The following is a 16,344-nucleotide window of genomic DNA, read 5'->3' as shown; positions in this document are numbered from 1 at the left end:
ATTATGGCTAAAACTGTCCGACTGCCGACCCCCACCCCCGTGGCGCTCCGGGCCTCAGTCCATCGGCCACCGGGGTTCTGCGGTGGGGTCGATGCCGAGGGCCGACTTGCCGATGGTTTCCAGGGCGACGTCGTTGTTCGGCGGGTGGAACTGGCCCGCCCGGACGTCGCGGTAGTAGCGCTCCAGCGGCAGCTTGCGGAAGATCCCGTGGCCGCCGGTCATCCGGACGCAGCGGTCCACCGCCGCGTCGGCGGCGTTGACTGCGGTGTGCTTGATGGTGTTGAGCTCCAGCGGGCTGAGCATGCCGGTCTCCGCGCGGCGGCGCAGGCCGTCGGAGACCAGGGCTTCGGCCGGGCGCAGCAGGAGTTCGATCTCGGCGGCGTTGAAGACCTGCGCGGGCTGCCGCGACATCGGCAGCGACGCGCCCGTCACCGTCCTGCTCGTGACGTGGTGGTAGGCGTAGCGCACCGCAGCGCGGGCCACGCCCAGGTAGATCGAGGCCACGTTGAGCGCGAACCACGCGAACCCGCGCTCCCGCGCCGCGTCCCACACCAACGCCGCCTCGGCCGGATCCGCGCCCTGCTGCACGGCCGCGTCGGGCACGAACACCTCGTCGAACTTGACGTCCCACGAACCGGTTCCGCGCATCGACATGGTGTCCCAGGTGTCGATGAACTCCAGTCCGGGCGTGTCGCGGGTGAGCCCGAACAGCAGCAGCCTGCCGGTCTCGGTGTCGGCGGCGGTGCCCCAGAAGAACCCGAGCACCGGCGCCAGCGAGCAGAACGACTTGCGCCCGCTGACGACGTAACCGCCCTCGACGGGCCTGGCCGGGGTCGACGACGTGCGCACGTTGAGCCCGGTGGCCGCGTCGGTGAGGCTGCCTCCGACGACCGTGCCGTCGCTGACCATCTCGAACAGCGGCCCGGTCTCCTTCTCCCCGTTGCGCCAGCCCTCGGCCGCCGCGCCGAGCCCGAACAGGTGCATGTTGATCGCCAGCGCCGTCGACGCGCACCCGCCCGCGAGGATGTTCTGGCAGCGCACGACGGTCTCCAGATCGGCGCCCCCGCCGCCGAACTCCTCCGGCACGGTGAGGGTGAGGTAGCCCGCCTCCTTCATCCGCTCGACGTTCTCGACCGGGAACCGCCCGGAGCGATCGGTCTCGGCGGCGGTTTCGGCGAACTCGGCGGCCAGGGTGGTGGCGACCTCGGTCCAGTCGGTCATTCACGGCTCCACGATGATTTTGCAGTGCTCTTCCGGGTTTCCGAGCGCGTCGAAGGCCCACGAGATCTCGTCGAGGGGAACCCTCGCGGTCACCAGCGGCCCGACGTCGATGACGCCCTCGGCGATGTTGTGCAGCGAGGTCGCGAACTCCTCGGGGCTGTAGCCGAGGGCGAACCGGACGCTGAGCTCCTTGCTGATCCCGAAGTAGGGGTTGATCGAGTCGGTCTCCATGCACACCCCGACCACGACCACGCGCGCCTCGCGCGGCGCGCGCTTGAGGACGTCGTCGAGGATGCCGGGCACGCCGATGGCCTCGAACACCACGGGATTCCCGCCCTCCCAAGGGCTTTCCTCACGAGGGTCGACGGTGCGCGAGGCCCCGAGCGTGCCCGCGAGCGCCCGGCGCGCCGGGGACAGGTCCGAGGCCACGACCTCCTCCACCCCGCGCGCCTTCAGGGCCGCGATCACCGACAGCCCGACCGGGCCGCAGCCCAGCACCAGCGCGCTCTCGCCGTCCTGGATGCCGGACTTGTTGACCGCGTGCAGCCCGACGGCCATCGGTTCGGTCAGCGCCGCGTGATGCGCGGGCAGCCCGTTGGGCACGGGCAGCAGCAGCGGCGCCGACAGCAGCAGCCGCTCGCCGTACCCGGCGGCGACGGTGTTGGAGTAGACGATCGGCTGCATCCCGCTCTCGCCGAGCAGGATCGGTATCGAGGTCACCAGGTCCCCGGCCCGGGCGGTGTCGACGCCGGTCCCCACCTCCAGGACCTCCGCGGCGAACTCGTGCCCCATGAACACGTCGCGGTCCAGGTCGATCCCGCTGGGCCGGCCCATCTCCTCGCCGAGCGCGAGCATCTGGTCGCCGAACTTCGCGAAGTGCAGGTCCGATCCGCAGATCCCGCACGCGCTGACCTGCGCCAGCACCTGCCCCGGCCCGGGAACGGGCTCGGGAACGTCGTCGCGGACCACGAGGCGTCCGGAGTTCAGCGCCGCCGCGCGCATCAGGGGCTCGCCTCGGTCTCGGCGACGTGCTGCTTGTGCGCCTTGACCACGGCTTCCCCGGCGCGGCCGAAGATCTCCTCGCGCTTGCCCACGGCCCACTCGTGCGAGGCGCGCGGCGCCGCCAACCGGCCCTTGAAGTGCGGGATCACGTACTGGGCGAACAGCCGGTAGGAGTTGAGGGTGCGCTCCGGCGAGGCCCAGTCGTGCCCGAGCAGCAGGAACGTGCCGAAGCCGCCGGCCTGGTCCAGCAGGCCCTCGATGTAGTCGATGGCGTCGTCCGGGGTGCCGATGACGACGCTGTCGGACTGGGCGTAGGACTCGACGAACTCCCTGCGGCTCTGGGGTTTTCCGTTGGTGTTCTCGGCCAGGGGCACGAATCCGGCGCCGCCGCCGAAGTACCCGGCGAACTCCTGCAGGCCGTAGGTGCAGTCGTCGATGGCCTGCTCGCGGGTCTCGGCGAGGTGCATGGTGCCGAGCACCCGCCAGGACGCGCGGTCGGGTTCGGGGTTCCCGGCCTTCGCCGCCTGCTCCTCGACCACGCCCCAGGCCTTGCCGATCGCGGCGAATCCCTCGTTGGCGGCCGACATCGACAGCGACAGCAGCGAGGTCCCGTACTTGCCCGCCAGCCGGGGCCCCGACGGCGACACCATTGCGGCCACCGCGACTTCCGGGTGCGGCCACTGGTGCGGCTGGACCTGCAGCCGCGCCTCGTTGAGCTGGAACCAGTCGGTCTTGCGGGTCACCGGTTCCTCGCCGCGGAACAGCGCGAGGATCGCCTCCAGCGACTCCTCCATCATCCGCCGCTGCTCGACCGGGTCGATGCCCAGGACGTAGGCGTCGGTGGGCAGCGCCCCGGGCCCGGCGCCGAAGATGAGCCGGCCGCGCGTGAGGTGGTCGAGGGTGACCAGCCGGTCGGCCAGCAGCCACGGGTTGTGGTACGGCAGCGAGACGACGCCGGTGCCGAGCCGGATCCGGCGGGTGCGCTGCGCGGCGGCGGCGATGAAGATCTCCGGGCAGGAGATGATCTCGTAGCCGCCGGAGTGGTGTTCGCCGAACCAGGCTTCGTCGAAGCCGAAGCGGTCCAGCGCCTCGACGCGCTCCAGGTCGTACTCCAGCGCCAGCGTCGGGTCCTGGCCGATGGGGTGGAACGGCGCGTAGAAGACCCCGAAGTTCAGCGGCTCTTTCATGCGTTCTCCCGGTAGCCGATCGAGTCGAGGAATCCGAGGATGGCCGTGTTGACCTCCTCGGGCGCCTCCTGCTGCACCCAGTGCCCGACGCCCTCGACGAGGACGCTGCCGCGGCTGTCGGACAGCCAGGGCTCCTGGATGGACGGTGGTGTCATGGCGATCACCGGGTCGGCCGTGCCGCCGATGAAGAAGCTGGGCACCTCGACCTTCGCCCCGGCCAGCTGCGGCGTGCGCTCCCAGCTGCGGTCGAAGTTGCGGTACCAGTTGAGCCCGCCGGTGAACCCGGTTCGGGTGAACTCGCCGATGTAGAAGTCGAGTTCGTCCTGGCTCAGCCAGGACGGCAGTTCGGTCATCTCGGGGAAGCGGTCGACGAATCCGCGCCCGTCGTCGGCGACGTCCATGCCGCCGGGCCGGTCCGGTTCGACGCGGGTACCGGCGAGCATCCGCCGCATCGTCTCCGCGGGCCGGGCGTTGAGCTCGGCGTCGGCGACACCGGGTTCCTGGAAGTACAGGATGTAGAAGAAGTTCTTGCCGTAGCGCGCCCGGAACGCCTCGGTCGGCGGGACCGGCGGGCGCGGCGTGAACGGCACGCTCATCCCGCACACCCCGGCGACGCGCTCGGGGTGCAGCAGCGCGGTCTGCCACACGACCATCGAGCCCCAGTCGTGGCCGACGAAGACCGCCTTCTCCTCGCCGAGCTCGTCGAGCAGTGCGATGAGGTCGCCGCTGAGGTGCTCGATGTCGTAGTCGGCGATGTTCTCCGGTCGCGAGGAGCGACCGTATCCGCGCTGGTCAGGCGCGACCGCGCGGTATCCGGCCCGCGCGAGGGCGGGCAGCTGGTGCCGCCACGAGTAGGCCAGCTCCGGGAAGCCGTGCGAGAAGATCACCGGCGGTCCGGAGCCTTGTTCCACGACGTGCAGGTCCACGCCGTTGCAGCTGAGGGTGCGTTCGGGCATGCGGGGCCTCCTTGCCCTGGCCGTGCGAACGAGGCGGGATGACTGGAAACAGCCGTTGCCAGAAACATACGTTATGGTAACGCGTGTTGCCAAGACCTGATGATTCCGCGAAACCCACCCGCTGGGCAGGCGTTCCGGCCGCCGACCGGGTGTCGGCCCGGCGCGCCCTGCTGCTCGACGCCGCCCTCGAACTGCTGGGCACCGAGGGCTGGTCGGGCACCTCCGTGCGCGCGATCTGCCAGTCCGCGCGCGGCTGAACCCGCGCTACTTCTACGAGAGCTTCACCGACCTCGACGACCTGGTCATCGCCCTCTACGACCAGCTCATCGACGAGCTGCGCGAGCAGGTCACCGACGCCGTCGAGGCCGCGGGCGAGCACGGCCGGATGCGCGCGCTGGTGCGCGCCACGGTGGAGTTCATCGACGCCGACCACCGCCGAGGACGCGTCCTCTACGTCGAGGCGCTGGGCAACGAGAAGCTCAACCGCCGCCGCGTCGAGACCGGCTTCATCATCGCCGGCCACGTGGACGCCGCGGGCGGTTCCGGCGACACGCTGAGCATGATCACCGCCTCGATCCTGGTAGGCGGCTTCAGCGAACTCCTCCTCGCCTGGCTCAACGGCCTCATCACCGTCACCCGCGAGCAGCTCATCGACACCGCCACCGCCCTGTTCACCGCCATGACCGACGAGGCGGGCACCCTCCCGCGCTGCTGAGAGCAGATCCGCCGGCGGCAGCGCGGCGCTCGCGCGGTGGGGTTCCCGGGGCAGGCTCGGGGCATGAGCGATGACGACAGGCAGCCGATGTTCGACCACCGGCTTCGCGAGAAGTTCTACGACCAGCGGGTTCTGGTGCTCGACGGCCCGCTCGACGACGACAACGGGACCGTGCTGATCACCCAGATGCTCTCGCTGGCCCACGCCGATCCCGCCAAGGACATCGCGCTGTGGATCCACTCCCCCGGCGGCTCGGTGCCGTCGATGCTGGCGATCCGCGACGTGATGCGCCTGGTGCCCTGCGACATCTCCACGCTCGCGCTCGGATTGGCCTGCAGCGCGGGGCAGTTCCTGCTGTCGGCGGGCACCCCCGGCAAGCGGTTCGCGCTGCCGCACGCGCGGATCCTGATGCACCAGGGCTCGTCGGGGATCAGCGGCTCGGCCGTCGAGGTGGAGGTGCAGGCCGACGACCTGCGCTACACCCGCGACACCGTGCTCGGCCTCATCGCCGAGGACACCGGGCAGCCGCTGGAGCGGATCTTCGCCGACTCGCTGCACGACCGCTGGTTCAGCAGCGAGCAGGCCCGCGACTACGGGTTCGTCGACCGCATCGTCGACGGGCTCGGCCAGGTGATGCCGACGCGCACGCCGATGGGGCTGGGCGCCGAGACGGGGGTGCGGGCATGAGCAGCTACACGATCCCCAACGTGATCACGCGCAACGGCGGTGCCGAGCGGATCATGGACGTCTACTCGCACCTGCTCGCCGAGCGCATCGTCTACCTGGGCACGCCGATCGATTCCGGGGTGGCGAACGCGCTCATCGCGCAGCTGCTGCACCTGGAGGCCGACAGCCCGGATCGGGAGATCAACCTCTACATCAACTCCGAGGGCGGCGATCCGTCGGCGATGCTGGCGCTCTACGACACCATCCGCTACATCAAGGCCCCGGTCGCCACGACCTGCGTCGGCCAGGCGGTCGCGGCCAGCGCCGTCCTGCTCGCGGCCGGAGCACCGGGTCACCGCGCGGTGCTGCCGCACACGCGGGTGGTGCTGCACCAGCCCGCCGCGCAGGGCCGGGGCGCCATCCCGGACCTGATCCTGCAGGCCGACGAGGTGATCCGGGTGCGCACGCAGCTGGAGGAGATCCTGTCGAAGCACACCGGACGGGACGCGGCGACCCTGCGGCACGACACCGACCGCGACCGCGTCTTCGACGCCCGGGAGGCCGTCGCCTACGGCCTCGCCGACCACGTCCTGGACGAACGCGCCTAGGCGGTGGAACTCTTCGAGGATCACCTTGCTCGGCGGTGCGGGTAGCAGAACCTGCGGCGGTGCCGGCTGCCAGGGTGGTGAACGAGAATGCGGCTCCGCCGCATACCTCACAGCGCTTAGGCGGCCATGAGCACCGGGCCGGAGGGCGGGGCGATCGGGGCGGCGCGGCGGACGTCACCGGCGATGGTGATGAGCAGGTCCGGCAGCTCGATGCCGAGGGCGCCGGTGATCGCGGCGATCATCTCGCTCGACGGTTCCTTGCGGCCCCGTTCGACCTCCGAGAGGTACTGCGGGGACACACCGGCTCGCTCGGCGATGTCGACGAGCCGGTCCCCGCGCTCCTCCCGCGCCGCGCGCAGGCTGCGGCCGAGCTCCTCGCGCCACAACGGCTCGGGCCGGGCCTTGCGCCTCCGCTGGAGGTCCACGACGTCCGCCATGCCCACATCCTGACACCTCCCGCACCCACCACCGGAGCCGTTCTGCTGACGGCGGAACAGGATCACTCCGGCGCGAGCCGGTCCGTGTAGCCGGCGGCGCGCAGGCGGCGGTAGGCGGCGTCGACGTCGGCGGGGACGTGCTGCTCGACGGCGAAGCCGCGCTCGGCGTAGAGGGTGATGCGCTGGGTGTCGCCGACGAGCATGTGCAGGACGCGGTCGGCGTCGCCGATGGCGCGGACGTAGTCCTCCAGCGGAGCGCGCTGGGAGCTGCAGACGATGTCGACCTCCGGCCAGACCTTCTCGGCCGTGGCGTGGGCGCGTCGCTGCTGGTACGGCTTGGACACCAGCAGGATCGACCGGACTTCCCGGCGTTCCAGGGCTTTTCGGGTGAACTCGATGTTCTCGGCGGTGTTGGTGGCGTTCGGCTCGACCAGGATGTCGGCGTCCGGCACACCGCGCCGCAGGGCGTGCTCGCGGTAGTGGACGGCCTCGCCGCGCGGGAATCGCTCAGCGGTCGTCGGCGCGTTCGCGCCGGTGAACACGATCAGCGGGAACCACCCGGCCGCGTGGAGGTCGACCGCGTGGTCGGCAACACCGAGGTCATGACTGCCCAACCCCACGCCGACGTCGCAGCGCCGCAACTCGTGGTGGAGGTCGTGGTAGTCCCACAACGTCCGCGCGTCCTCGCGCAACTCCTCGGGCAGCTCATCGGTTCCCACCCCGGCACTGTATCGAGCTCCAGCTGCTCCGCTCCGCCGCGCGGGGGTGCTGGAGGAGGACGGTTTTTCCTCGAATTGACCGGACATAACGGACATTGATCAGGGTGATTCGAGGAAGAACTGTCCCCTGGTGACCCGACGCAGCCCCCGGAGTCGGGTGCAGTCACTGCCGTCACGCGGCCCCGGGGTCACGTGTAGGCGCGGAGGAAGGCGTCGACCCCGTCGGCGATGAGGTCGTGGAGCTCGTCGGTGTCGCGGGCGAGGTCGGGGGTCTGGTCGAGCACGTCGAGGGCCAGGCGCATGGTCAGGGCGATGAAGTGCTGGACCGCGCGGCGGGGGTCGCGGAGCCGCAGCGCACCCGCGTCGGCGTAGCGGGTGAAGCGCTCCTCCAGCGAGCGCTCCGGCTCGTCGTGGAGGCCGTCGGGCAGCCGCGGAGCGGGCGGGTTCTGACCGTTGAGGCGCCGGAAGTTGACGTAGACCGACGACGGGAAGGTCTCGGTGGTGACCCGCTGAGCGAAGGCGTGCAGCGCCTCCCGGAGATCGCGCCCCTCGGTCAGCTCCTCGCCGATGGCGGCGCGGATGGTCCGCAGCAGCACCTCGCCGGAGCGCTCCAGCACGCCCACGAACAGCCCGCGCTTGTCGCCGAAGTGGTCGTAGACGGTGCGCTTGGAGACGCCGGCCCGCGCTGCGATGGCATCGACGCTGGTCACCTCGAAACCGTCGGAGACGAACAGCTCCTCCGCCGCGTCCAGGATGGCCGCGCGCTTCATCTCGGTCCGCTTGCGCCGACCGTCCGCCTGCGGGGCCGCCCTGGGAGTCGTCATGTTCTCATCCTATTCCCAGGCAATCCATACTACACCGTGTAGTGTAGTTTTTGTCCCGCAGCGAGCACGGCGACACGAGGAGCGAACGATGACAACCGTCGACGAGGTCGAGACACCCCTCCACACCACGTGGAGCGGCCGTCTCATCGGACTGGTGTCGGTGCTCGTCCTGGTGAACTTCATGGTCGACACCGCCATCAGCGCACCGCTGATCGTCCTCCCGCAGATGCTCGACCACTTCGGCACCGACCAGGCGGCCCGGCTCAACGCCAGCGCGATGCTCGCCGGTGCGATGTGGGCTCCCCTGCTCGGCAAGAGCGCCGACGTCCACGGCAAGCGCAAGGTCCTGGTGCTGACGCTGCTGATCAGCTGCGCGGGAGCCCTGGTCTGCGCGGTGGCACCGACGACGTGGGTGTTCGTGGTGGGCCGGTTGCTGCAAGGCTCGGCCGTGGCGGCGCTGTTCCTGACCGTGGCGATCGTGCGCGACGTCTGCGCGCCCCGCCTGGCGATGGTCGCGGTCGGCATCGTGACGTCCGGTTCCGCCGTGCTCAACATCGTTTCGCGCTTCGCCGCGGAGAAGCTGGCCGCCGAGAACGGGTTCCAGGTCCTGTTCGTCATCTCGGGCGCGGTCGCGGCGGCGATGGCGCTGACCGTGCGCGCGGTGGTGTCCGAGTCGGCGATCACCACGCCCGGCCGGATCGACTTCGCCGGAGCCGCGCTCCTCGGCACCGGACTGATCGGCGTGCTCAGCTGCATCAGCCTCGGATCCGAACTCGGCCCGCTCCACCCGGCCCCGGTCTCGCTGCTCGTCGTCGGTGCGGCGGCGCTCACCGGCTGGTGGAGCACCTCGCGGCGCAAGGCCGAACCGCTCATCGACGTGCGCGGGCTCGGCGGCCCGCTGCTGCTGACCCTGCTGATCGTGGTGCTGGCGACCGGGGCGTACCAGAGCCTGCTGCAGCTGTTGCCGCAGGTCGGAGACGTTCCGCTGAGCCTCGGGCTGGGCTACGGGCTCGGCGGTCAGGGTTCGCTGGCGACGCTGCTGGCCGCTCCGGCGCTCGGCGTGATGATCGGCGGCCCGCTGGCCGGGGCGCTGGCGGGACGCGTCGGTCCGGTGCCGACGCTGACCGGCGCGGTGGGGCTCGGGACGATCGGCAGCCTCGGCATGCTCGCCGGTGTCAGTTCGTTCCCGGTGGCCGCGGTCTTCGCGCTGCTGCTGGGTTTCACGGTCGGGGCGCTGGGCACCTCGGGGTTCAACGTGGCGGGCGAGCTCGCCCCGGCGAGCCGGCGGGCGACGGTGTCGAGCCTGGTCATGGTCGTGGTGGCGGTCGGGTCCGTGGTGTTCAACTTCGCCGCGACGGCCGTGCTGCAGGCCACCGCGCTGCCCGCGGGGAATTCGAGCTCGGGCGTCTTCGGCTGGATCGCGGTCTGCGCGATCGCGTTCGGTCTGTCCACTGTGCTCGCCGTCGCGCTGACGCGTCGGCAGTTGTCGAGTTGAGGGGAAGAGAGATGCGAGTGCTGGTGTCCGGAGCGAGCATCGCGGGCCCTGCGGTGGCGTTCTGGTTGTGCCGCAGCGGGTTCGAGGTCACGGTGGTCGAGAAGGCCGCGACCGTGCGGTCCGGTGGATATCCGATCGACGTGCGGGGAACGGCGCTGGAGGTCGTGCGCAGGATGGGGCTGCTGCCGCAGCTGCAGGCCACCGACGTGGCCACTCGGCGGCTGACGTTCCTCAACACCGACGGCTCCGTCGCGGCGTCGGTGCACCCGCAGCACGTCGTGGGCGGTGTCGACGGGGAGGACCTGGAGATCCGGCGCGGCGATCTGACCGACGTGCTCCACGCCGCGGTGCGCGAGGACGTGGAGTTCGTCTTCGGCGACTCGATCGAGGTCCTCGACGAGCGCGCCGACGGCGTGCACGTCACCTTCCGCAGCGGTGCGGAGCGGGACTTCGACCTGGTCGTCGGCGCCGACGGGTTGCACTCCCGCACCCGGGAGCTCGTCTTCGGGCCCGAGCTGGAGTTCCACCGCTACCTGGGCTTCTGCTTCGCCGGGTTCACCATGCCCAACACCTTCGGGCTCTCCCACGAGGGCGTCATGTGGAACGCGCCGGGCAAGGGCGCGATCCTCTACGGCGTCGAGGACGGCGAGACGGTGCACGGGTTCCTCAACCTGGCCTGCGCGCCACCACCGATGGAGCTGCTGCGCGACCCGGACGCGCAGCGCGCGATGGTCGCGGACGCGTTCGCCGGGCACGGGTGGGAAACCCCGGCGATGGTCGAGGCCATGCAGGCGGCCGACGACCTGTTCTTCGACACCGTCAGCCAGATCCGGATGCCCGCGTGGTCGCGCGGCCGGGTGGTGCTGGTGGGCGACGCCGCGCACGCGCCGTCGTTCCTGACCGGGCAGGGGTCGAGCCTGGCGCTGGTCGGCGCCTACATGCTCGCTCACGCGCTGGCCACCCACGCCGATCACACCGCGGCCTTCACCGCCTACGAGGCGAGCACCCGCGAGTTCGTCGAGCTCAACCAGGCGCTGGTCGGCGAGGGCGACGCCGTCCTGTTCCCCACCACCGCCGAGGAGCTGGAGACCCGCAACGCCGGGCTGCGGTCGCTCACCGGGGAGTTGCCCGAGACCGGGCGGGTCGAGCACTCCGCGCTCACGCTGCCCGGCTGAGCGGTCCGGGGCGGGTGAGGCGACCGCGGGCGACGATCTCCAGCACGGCCGCGATCGCCACCGCTTCCACCGCCAGCAGTCCCACCAGCACGAGCAGCTGGACCGCACCGGCCTGCACCGGGCTCGCGCCGCCGAGCAGCATGCCGACGAACGCGCCCGGCAGGGTCACCATGCCGACGGTGCGGGTCTGGTCGAGCGCGGGAACCAGCGCGGTTCCCGCGCTCGGCCGCGCGATCTCCAGCCGGGCGTCCCGGTCGGGCAGCCCGAGCGACAGCGCCGCCTCGACCTCGCCGCGGCGCTGCTCCAGCTCGTCGAGCAGCCGGCGCCCGGCCAGCGCCGTGGCCGTCAGCGCTCCCCCGATCAGCTGTCCCACCAACGGGACCAGCACCAACCCGGTCACCGGCACGGCCCGGCTCACCACGAGCACCGCCACCACCGGCGCGACCCCCGCGGCGATCGGCACGGCCGCCCACCACCAGGTCCGGTCACCGGTGATCCGCCGCCCCGCCGTCCGCACCGCCACCGCGAACATCACGACGACGAACACCCCGACGAGCCACCACGACCGCACCACGTAGGCGATGACCAGCGACACCACCGCCAGCTGCACGGCCCCGCGCACCCCGGCCCCCAGCACGGCCCACCACCGCGCGAACCCGCCCAACCACCCCACAACACCGGCCGCGACCAGCAGAAACCCGATCACGCCACCGAGCACCGGAGTCACCGCAACAGAACCCACCCGCCGACCCTACGACCCCCACGTCGAAAACCCCCGCATTCGCCACGTCGAAAACCCCGGTTTTCACGCCGCGAAAACCGCGGTTTTCACCCGACGAATGTTGCAGTTTTTGACCGGGGTGGGGTCAGGGGAGGAGGTCGCGGCGGGCGGCGTTGACCATGTCGACCGCGTGGTGGAGCCCTGCTCGGGTGAAGCGGGTGTGGAGTTCGGTGAGGGTCTTGGCCACCTCGTCGGGTGACATGCCTTGGTGGGCTTGGGATTTGATGAGGCCGAGGCGGGCGAGGGATTCTCCCCGGGGTTCGGCGATGCGGGTGAACTCCTCGATCGTCGCCGCGTAGACCTGCTCGGCTTCGGCGTAGCGGCCCGCGCGGTAGAGGACGTTGCCGCGCATCTTGTGGTTGTAGGCCAGCGCGGCCTCCAGGCGCATCGCGCGGCAGGCCTGCTCGGCCTCGGCGAGCAGCTCCAGTGCGCCGTCGACGTCGCCGCGCAGCGAGGTGAGGTCGGCGATGCCGCGCAGCGCCCAGGCGCGTCCGCGCTGGTCATCGCTGTCGGTGGCGATCGCGCAGGCCTCGGTGAACAGCGTCAGGGCCCGGTCGTGGTCGCCGTTGTGCCGGTGGATCTGCGCGATGCCCTCCAGCGCCCAGACGACGTGGCGCGGCTGCCCGTGCGCGCGGGCCTCGTCCAGCAGCTTCTCGTGCAGCCGCAACGTCCCGGCGAAATCCCCCTGCACGCGCCCGGTTTCGGCCAGACCGGCCAGCGAGTAGCCGCGGGCGACGACGTCGTTGCCGCGCTCGGCGGTGGCCGCGGCGTGGGTGAGCAGCCGGTGCGCCAGCGGGTAGCGGCCGCGCTGGCGGGCCAGGGTTCCGCCGCTCCACAGCGCCCAGGCCATCGCCGCCGCGTCACCGGCGGCGCGGGCGGTGCGGTAGCTGGCGCGCCAGGCCCGCTCGGCGCGGTCGACCCGCCCGAGCCTGCGGCACGCCTCGGCGATGGCCAGCTGCGCCCCGGCACGCTCCCCGGCCGTGGTCGCCGCCGCGTCGTGCTGCTCGGCTTGGACCAGGACCTCGTCCAGCGAGGCGTTCACCGACAACGCCGCGAGTCCGCCCCGGTACTCGGCTGCCTTGGCGCGCATGGGTCTCCCTCCAGTAGGCGGATCACCCGCCCCCAGGCACGGGTGATCATTTCCACTGGAGACGCTAGGCGGCCCGAGACGCCGAATCCTCAGGTCCGAACCCGGAAATCCGGTCGCGCGACCCTGAGACCGACCCGTACGACCAAAGTCGTACGACCGCCCGGACCCGGCTCTTCCGGCGCAGGTCAGCCGAACAGCTCCTGCCCCCAGTGCTCCCCCGGTCGCACTCCGGGCGGGCACGCGAACAGCGCGGAGCCGTTGTGCTCCAAGTACTCCATCATCGTGTCGTCGCGGGCCAGCGCGCGCTGCATCGGCACGAACTGCCTGCGCGGATCGCGGTTGAAGCACACGAAGAACAGCCCGGCGTCGAGCCTGCCGAGGCCGTCCGAGCCGTCGGTGAAGTTGTAGCCGCGGCGCAGCAGGCGCGCGCCGGTGTTCTCCGCCGAAGCCAGCCGCACGTGGCTGTCGGCGGGCAGCGCGTGCACGTTCACCGGGGCGAACTCGTCGGTGCCGCCCAGCGGAGCACCAGAACCCTTGGCGCGCCCCACGATCTGCTCCTGCTCGGACAGCGACGTCCGGTCCCATGTCTCGATGTGCATCCGGATCCGGCGCGCCACCAGGTAACTCCCGCCGACCATCCACTCCGGACCGTCGCCGGGCCGCACCCAGACGTGCTCGTCGAGGGCGGCGGTGTCCTCGGACTTGATGTTGTTGGTGCCGTCCTTGAAGCCGAACAGGTTGCGCGGCGTGGTCTGCTCGCGGGAGGTGCTGGAGGTGCGTCCGAACCCGAGCTGCGACCAGCGCACCGAGACCGTGCCGAACCCGATCCGCGCCAGGTTGCGGATGGCGTGCACGGCGACCTGCGGATCGTTCGCGCACGCCTGCACGCACAGGTCTCCCCCGCTGCGGGCCGGATCGAGGTTGTCCTGCGGGAAGTGCGGCAGCTCGGCCAGCGCGGGCGGGCGCTGCCCCGCGAGCCCGAAGCGGCCGTCGAACAGCGACGGGCCGAACCCAACGGTCAGCGTCAGCGCCGACGGCGGCAGGCCGAGCGCCTCGCCGGTGTCACCGGGAGGTTCCTGCTCGCCGCCGCCGGTCGCGCCGCGCTCGACGGCCTCCTGACCTGCGGTCATGCGCTCGGCTGCGCGGGTCCAGTCCTGCAGCAGGCGGACGAGCTCGGCGCGGTCCGAGGTGGTGACGTCGAAGGCTACGAAGTGCATCCGGTCCTGCGCGGGAGTCGTGATCCCGGCCTGGTTCGGGCCGTGGAACGGGACCCGCTGGGCGGCCGGGTCGTGCTCGTGCCCGCCGAAGGCGGTGGCGCCGACCGCGCCCCCGGCGCCGGCGATGGCCACGCCGGCGCCGGTGAGCCCGAACAGCTTCCGGCGTGAGAAGGTCACCGCGTCACGACCCCCGCGGTCTTGCTCAGCGGCTCGCTGAGCGCGTCGACGGCCGCCGCGAGCTCCTTGACCTGCTCCGGGGACAGCTCCTGGTAGAGCTTGAAGCCGTCGCCGGCCTTGTAGCGGTCCAGCAGCGACTGCACGGCGGCGAAGTCGCGGTCGAGCTCGCCCAGCAGCTGCGGGTCCTTGGCCGACAGCACCGGTCGCAGCGAGTCGACGACCTTCGCGGCACCGTCGACGTTGGCCTGGAAGTCCCACAGGTCGGTGTGCGAGAAGATCTCCTCCTCGCCGGTGACCTTGCCGGTGGCGACCTCCTCGAGCAGCTCCTTGGCACCGTTGGCGGTGTCGGCCGGGGTGGGCTCGACGCCGTGGGCCTGGGCGACGAGCTGGTCGACGTCGGCGACGAGCTGATCGGCCACCGCCGGGGTGTCTGGCTGCGGGCCGGTGACCCACAGGTCCTTCTCCAGGCGGTGGTAGCCGGTGAAGGGCTGGCCGGGTTCGAGGTCGGCCTCGCGGCCGTCGATCTTGGGGTCGAGGTCGCCGAAGCTCTCGGCGACGGGCTCGATGCGCTCCCACGGCAGCCGCGCCTTCGGGTACAGCGCCTTGGCCCGCTCGACGTCACCGGCCTTGACGGCCTGGACGAACGTGCCGGTCTCGGCCTTGAGCTCCTCGGCCTGCTGGTCCACGTAGGACTTGTAGGCGGCGACGGCCTGGGCGGCTTCCGGGCTGGTCACGGCCTCGGCCGAGCCGGTCACGGTGAACTCGCCGCGGATGCCGTCGCCCTGCATGCCGGGCTTGCAGGCGGTGGTGTACTTGCCGCCTTCGGGCACCTGGGCCACGAGCTGCCGGTTCATGCCGGGGCCGATGTTCTCGACCTCGCTGATGATCTTGTCGCCGTCGCCGAGCAGGTAGAACTCGGTGACCTGCGAGCCCGTGTTGCGCACGTCGAAGGTGATCGTCCCGGCGGGTGCGGTGGTGCTGGAGACCTTGCAGGCGTCGTCGCCGGCTTCGACGCCGATCGCGCCCGGAGCTGCGGGGGCGGCCTGCTGGCCGCAGGAGGCGAGCGCGAGCAGGGTCAGCGGGAGTGCGGACTTGGCGAGGGTTCTCACGAGATCTCTCCGGTCGGGGTCGGGGCGGCGGCGCGCTGCGGCCGCAGGAACAGGACGAGGACGGGCACCGCGTAGCCGATCCAGACGACGGCCTCGAACACGGTGGTCTGCGGCGAGAAGTTGAAGATCCCCTTCAGCAGCGTCCCGTACCAGGACGACGGCGGGACCTGCGCGCTGACGTCGAAGGCCAGCACGTGCAACCCGGGCAGCACCCCGGCTTCCTGGAGGTCGTGGACGCCGTAGGCGAGAACGCCGGCGGCGACGAACACCAGCAGGACTCCGGTGGCGGTGAAGAACTTCCCGAGGTCGATCTTGATCGCGCCCAGGTACAGGGCCCAGCCGATCGCCACCGACGCGGCGATGCCGATGAGGAACCCGGCCAGCGGCAGGATCGTGCCGCCACCGGCGGATTGGACGCTGGAGAAGAAGAAAACCGCTGTTTCCAGGCCTTCTCGCGCCACGGCGAGGAAGGCGACGGTGATCACCGACCAGTTGCCGAGCCGCAGCGCTTCGTCGAGCTGTCCGCGCAGCTGCGCCGACAGGGTGCGCGCGGTGGTGCGCATCCAGAAGATCATGGTGGTCACGAAGACCACGGCCAGGACGGACATCCCGCCGCCGAACATCTCCTGCTGCTCGAAGGTCAGCGTCGCCGAGGTGTAGGTGAGCAGCGCGCCGACTCCCACCGACAGCGCCACGGCGGCGGCGACGCCGGTCCACACCAGGCGCAGCGCCCACCGGTGCTGACCGCGCACCAGGAATGCGATCAGGACGCTCACCACGAGAACCGCTTCCAGGCCCTCGCGCAACCCGATCAACGCGTTGCCGATCAGCACGCCAATCCCCTCTCCTTCTCATCTCGCTCCGAGACGTGAAGGGACAATAGGCATGCCTAACCTCATGGGCAAAACCCTGTGCCCGGAGTCACCGGAAATCGCTATCGAGAAGCCTTGGCGGCTAAATCAGTA

General features: G+C 71.2%; 18 protein-coding genes. 6 read left to right on the top strand and 12 right to left on the bottom strand.

From position 1 onward, the window contains the following. Positions 1-54: 54 nt before the first annotated feature. From REH65_RS29440 to REH65_RS29425, 4 genes are read right to left on the bottom strand one after another with little or no spacing between them, the layout of a single operon-like run. Positions 55-1,221 carry an acyl-CoA dehydrogenase family protein gene (locus REH65_RS29440; RefSeq protein ID WP_406690010.1) on the bottom strand — a complete coding sequence of 389 codons (1,167 nt, stop codon included), beginning with the start codon at positions 1,219-1,221 and terminating at the stop codon, positions 55-57. Next, entirely contained in the window at positions 1,222-2,223 is a 1,002-nt protein-coding gene (locus REH65_RS29435; RefSeq protein ID WP_406690009.1) for a zinc-binding dehydrogenase, read from the bottom strand. Beyond that, positions 2,223-3,410 (bottom strand): LLM class flavin-dependent oxidoreductase, encoded by a 1,188-nt coding sequence (locus tag REH65_RS29430; RefSeq protein ID WP_406690008.1) that lies wholly within the window; start codon positions 3,408-3,410, stop codon positions 2,223-2,225. Before REH65_RS29430 ends, REH65_RS29435 begins: the two co-directional genes overlap by 1 nt. After that, positions 3,407-4,366 (bottom strand): alpha/beta fold hydrolase, encoded by a 960-nt coding sequence (locus REH65_RS29425; protein WP_406690007.1) that lies wholly within the window; start codon positions 4,364-4,366, stop codon positions 3,407-3,409. Before REH65_RS29425 ends, REH65_RS29430 begins: the two co-directional genes overlap by 4 nt. A gap of 86 nt (positions 4,367-4,452) precedes the next feature. Here REH65_RS29425 and REH65_RS29420 point away from each other — a divergent pair, with 86 nt between their 5' ends. The 4 genes from REH65_RS29420 to REH65_RS29405 all read left to right on the top strand — a co-directional run bounded on the left by REH65_RS29420 (position 4,453) and on the right by REH65_RS29405 (position 6,355). After that, on the top strand, positions 4,453-4,623 hold the full coding sequence (locus tag REH65_RS29420; protein ID WP_406690006.1) for a TetR family transcriptional regulator: 171 nt from the start codon (positions 4,453-4,455) through the stop codon (positions 4,621-4,623). A gap of 128 nt (positions 4,624-4,751) precedes the next feature. After that, positions 4,752-5,081, top strand: a complete 330-nt coding sequence (locus REH65_RS29415) for a hypothetical protein (protein ID WP_406690005.1) — start codon at positions 4,752-4,754, stop codon at positions 5,079-5,081. Between the two features lie 63 nt (positions 5,082-5,144). Then, a complete protein-coding gene (locus REH65_RS29410) occupies positions 5,145-5,768 on the top strand; it encodes a ClpP family protease (protein ID WP_406690004.1) in 624 nt (207 codons plus the stop codon). Then, positions 5,765-6,355: a ClpP family protease gene (locus tag REH65_RS29405; protein WP_406690003.1), complete on the top strand. Its 591-nt coding sequence runs from the start codon at positions 5,765-5,767 to the stop codon at positions 6,353-6,355. Before REH65_RS29410 ends, REH65_RS29405 begins: the two co-directional genes overlap by 4 nt. A gap of 116 nt (positions 6,356-6,471) precedes the next feature. Here the strand turns inward: REH65_RS29405 and REH65_RS29400 are convergent, their stop codons facing one another. From REH65_RS29400 to REH65_RS29390, 3 genes are all read right to left on the bottom strand, one after another. After that, a complete protein-coding gene (locus tag REH65_RS29400) occupies positions 6,472-6,792 on the bottom strand; it encodes a helix-turn-helix domain-containing protein (RefSeq protein WP_406690002.1) in 321 nt (106 codons plus the stop codon). A 62-nt stretch (positions 6,793-6,854) separates the two neighbouring features. After that, positions 6,855-7,511, bottom strand: a complete 657-nt coding sequence (locus REH65_RS29395; RefSeq protein WP_406690001.1) for a YdcF family protein — start codon at positions 7,509-7,511, stop codon at positions 6,855-6,857. A 188-nt stretch (positions 7,512-7,699) separates the two neighbouring features. Further along, the gene (locus tag REH65_RS29390) at positions 7,700-8,335 is read right to left on the bottom strand and encodes a TetR/AcrR family transcriptional regulator (RefSeq protein WP_406690000.1); all 636 of its coding nucleotides are present in this window, start codon (positions 8,333-8,335) and stop codon (positions 7,700-7,702) included. An 88-nt stretch (positions 8,336-8,423) separates the two neighbouring features. On the opposite strand from REH65_RS29390, the gene REH65_RS29385 reads away from it, so the two are divergent. Together REH65_RS29385 and REH65_RS29380 are read left to right on the top strand one after the other, a co-directional pair. Then, positions 8,424-9,830, top strand: a complete 1,407-nt coding sequence (locus REH65_RS29385) for an MFS transporter (protein WP_406689999.1) — start codon at positions 8,424-8,426, stop codon at positions 9,828-9,830. An 11-nt stretch (positions 9,831-9,841) separates the two neighbouring features. Further along, entirely contained in the window at positions 9,842-11,005 is a 1,164-nt protein-coding gene (locus REH65_RS29380; protein WP_406689998.1) for an FAD-dependent monooxygenase, read from the top strand. On the opposite strand, the gene REH65_RS29375 is transcribed toward REH65_RS29380, so the two are convergent. The 5 genes from REH65_RS29375 to efeU all read right to left on the bottom strand — a co-directional run bounded on the left by REH65_RS29375 (position 10,989) and on the right by efeU (position 16,212). Beyond that, positions 10,989-11,747: an ABC transporter permease gene (locus tag REH65_RS29375; protein ID WP_406689997.1), complete on the bottom strand. Its 759-nt coding sequence runs from the start codon at positions 11,745-11,747 to the stop codon at positions 10,989-10,991. The two genes, REH65_RS29380 and REH65_RS29375, sit on opposite strands and share 17 nt — an antisense overlap. 124 nt (positions 11,748-11,871) lie before the next feature. After that, entirely contained in the window at positions 11,872-12,876 is a 1,005-nt protein-coding gene (locus REH65_RS29370) for a tetratricopeptide repeat protein (protein ID WP_406689996.1), read from the bottom strand. A gap of 185 nt (positions 12,877-13,061) precedes the next feature. After that, positions 13,062-14,270, bottom strand: coding sequence for an iron uptake transporter deferrochelatase/peroxidase subunit (gene efeB / locus REH65_RS29365; protein WP_406689995.1), 1,209 nt, complete (start codon positions 14,268-14,270; stop codon positions 13,062-13,064). After that, complete coding sequence (efeO, locus tag REH65_RS29360; protein WP_406689994.1) at positions 14,267-15,379, bottom strand: iron uptake system protein EfeO; 1,113 nt, start codon at positions 15,377-15,379, stop codon at positions 14,267-14,269. Before efeO ends, efeB begins: the two co-directional genes overlap by 4 nt. After that, complete coding sequence (gene efeU / locus REH65_RS29355; RefSeq protein ID WP_406689993.1) at positions 15,376-16,212, bottom strand: iron uptake transporter permease EfeU; 837 nt, start codon at positions 16,210-16,212, stop codon at positions 15,376-15,378. Before efeU ends, efeO begins: the two co-directional genes overlap by 4 nt. Positions 16,213-16,344 lie beyond the last annotated feature (132 nt).

Source organism: Saccharopolyspora sp. ID03-671, assembly GCF_045278815.1.
GTDB classification, from domain to species: domain Bacteria; phylum Actinomycetota; class Actinomycetes; order Mycobacteriales; family Pseudonocardiaceae; genus Saccharopolyspora; species Saccharopolyspora ipomoeae.
This window is presented reverse-complemented; position numbering and strand designations above follow the sequence as displayed.

Excerpts from the sequence above, each read along its gene's own strand:
- REH65_RS29385 (WP_406689999.1), top strand. The coding sequence starts at position 8,424 with ATGACAACCGTCGACGAGGTCGAGACACCCCTCCACACCACGTGGAGC.
- REH65_RS29400 (WP_406690002.1), bottom strand. The coding sequence starts at position 6,792 with ATGGCGGACGTCGTGGACCTCCAGCGGAGGCGCAAGGCCCGGCCCGAG.
- REH65_RS29390 (WP_406690000.1), bottom strand. The coding sequence starts at position 8,335 with ATGACGACTCCCAGGGCGGCCCCGCAGGCGGACGGTCGGCGCAAGCGG.
- REH65_RS29380 (WP_406689998.1), top strand. The coding sequence starts at position 9,842 with ATGCGAGTGCTGGTGTCCGGAGCGAGCATCGCGGGCCCTGCGGTGGCG.
- REH65_RS29370 (WP_406689996.1), bottom strand. The coding sequence starts at position 12,876 with ATGCGCGCCAAGGCAGCCGAGTACCGGGGCGGACTCGCGGCGTTGTCG.
- REH65_RS29410 (WP_406690004.1), top strand. The coding sequence starts at position 5,145 with ATGAGCGATGACGACAGGCAGCCGATGTTCGACCACCGGCTTCGCGAG.
- REH65_RS29425 (WP_406690007.1), bottom strand. The coding sequence starts at position 4,366 with ATGCCCGAACGCACCCTCAGCTGCAACGGCGTGGACCTGCACGTCGTG.
- REH65_RS29405 (WP_406690003.1), top strand. The coding sequence starts at position 5,765 with ATGAGCAGCTACACGATCCCCAACGTGATCACGCGCAACGGCGGTGCC.
- REH65_RS29440 (WP_406690010.1), bottom strand. The coding sequence starts at position 1,221 with ATGACCGACTGGACCGAGGTCGCCACCACCCTGGCCGCCGAGTTCGCC.
- REH65_RS29415 (WP_406690005.1), top strand. The coding sequence starts at position 4,752 with ATGCGCGCGCTGGTGCGCGCCACGGTGGAGTTCATCGACGCCGACCAC.
- REH65_RS29435 (WP_406690009.1), bottom strand. The coding sequence starts at position 2,223 with ATGCGCGCGGCGGCGCTGAACTCCGGACGCCTCGTGGTCCGCGACGAC.
- REH65_RS29430 (WP_406690008.1), bottom strand. The coding sequence starts at position 3,410 with ATGAAAGAGCCGCTGAACTTCGGGGTCTTCTACGCGCCGTTCCACCCC.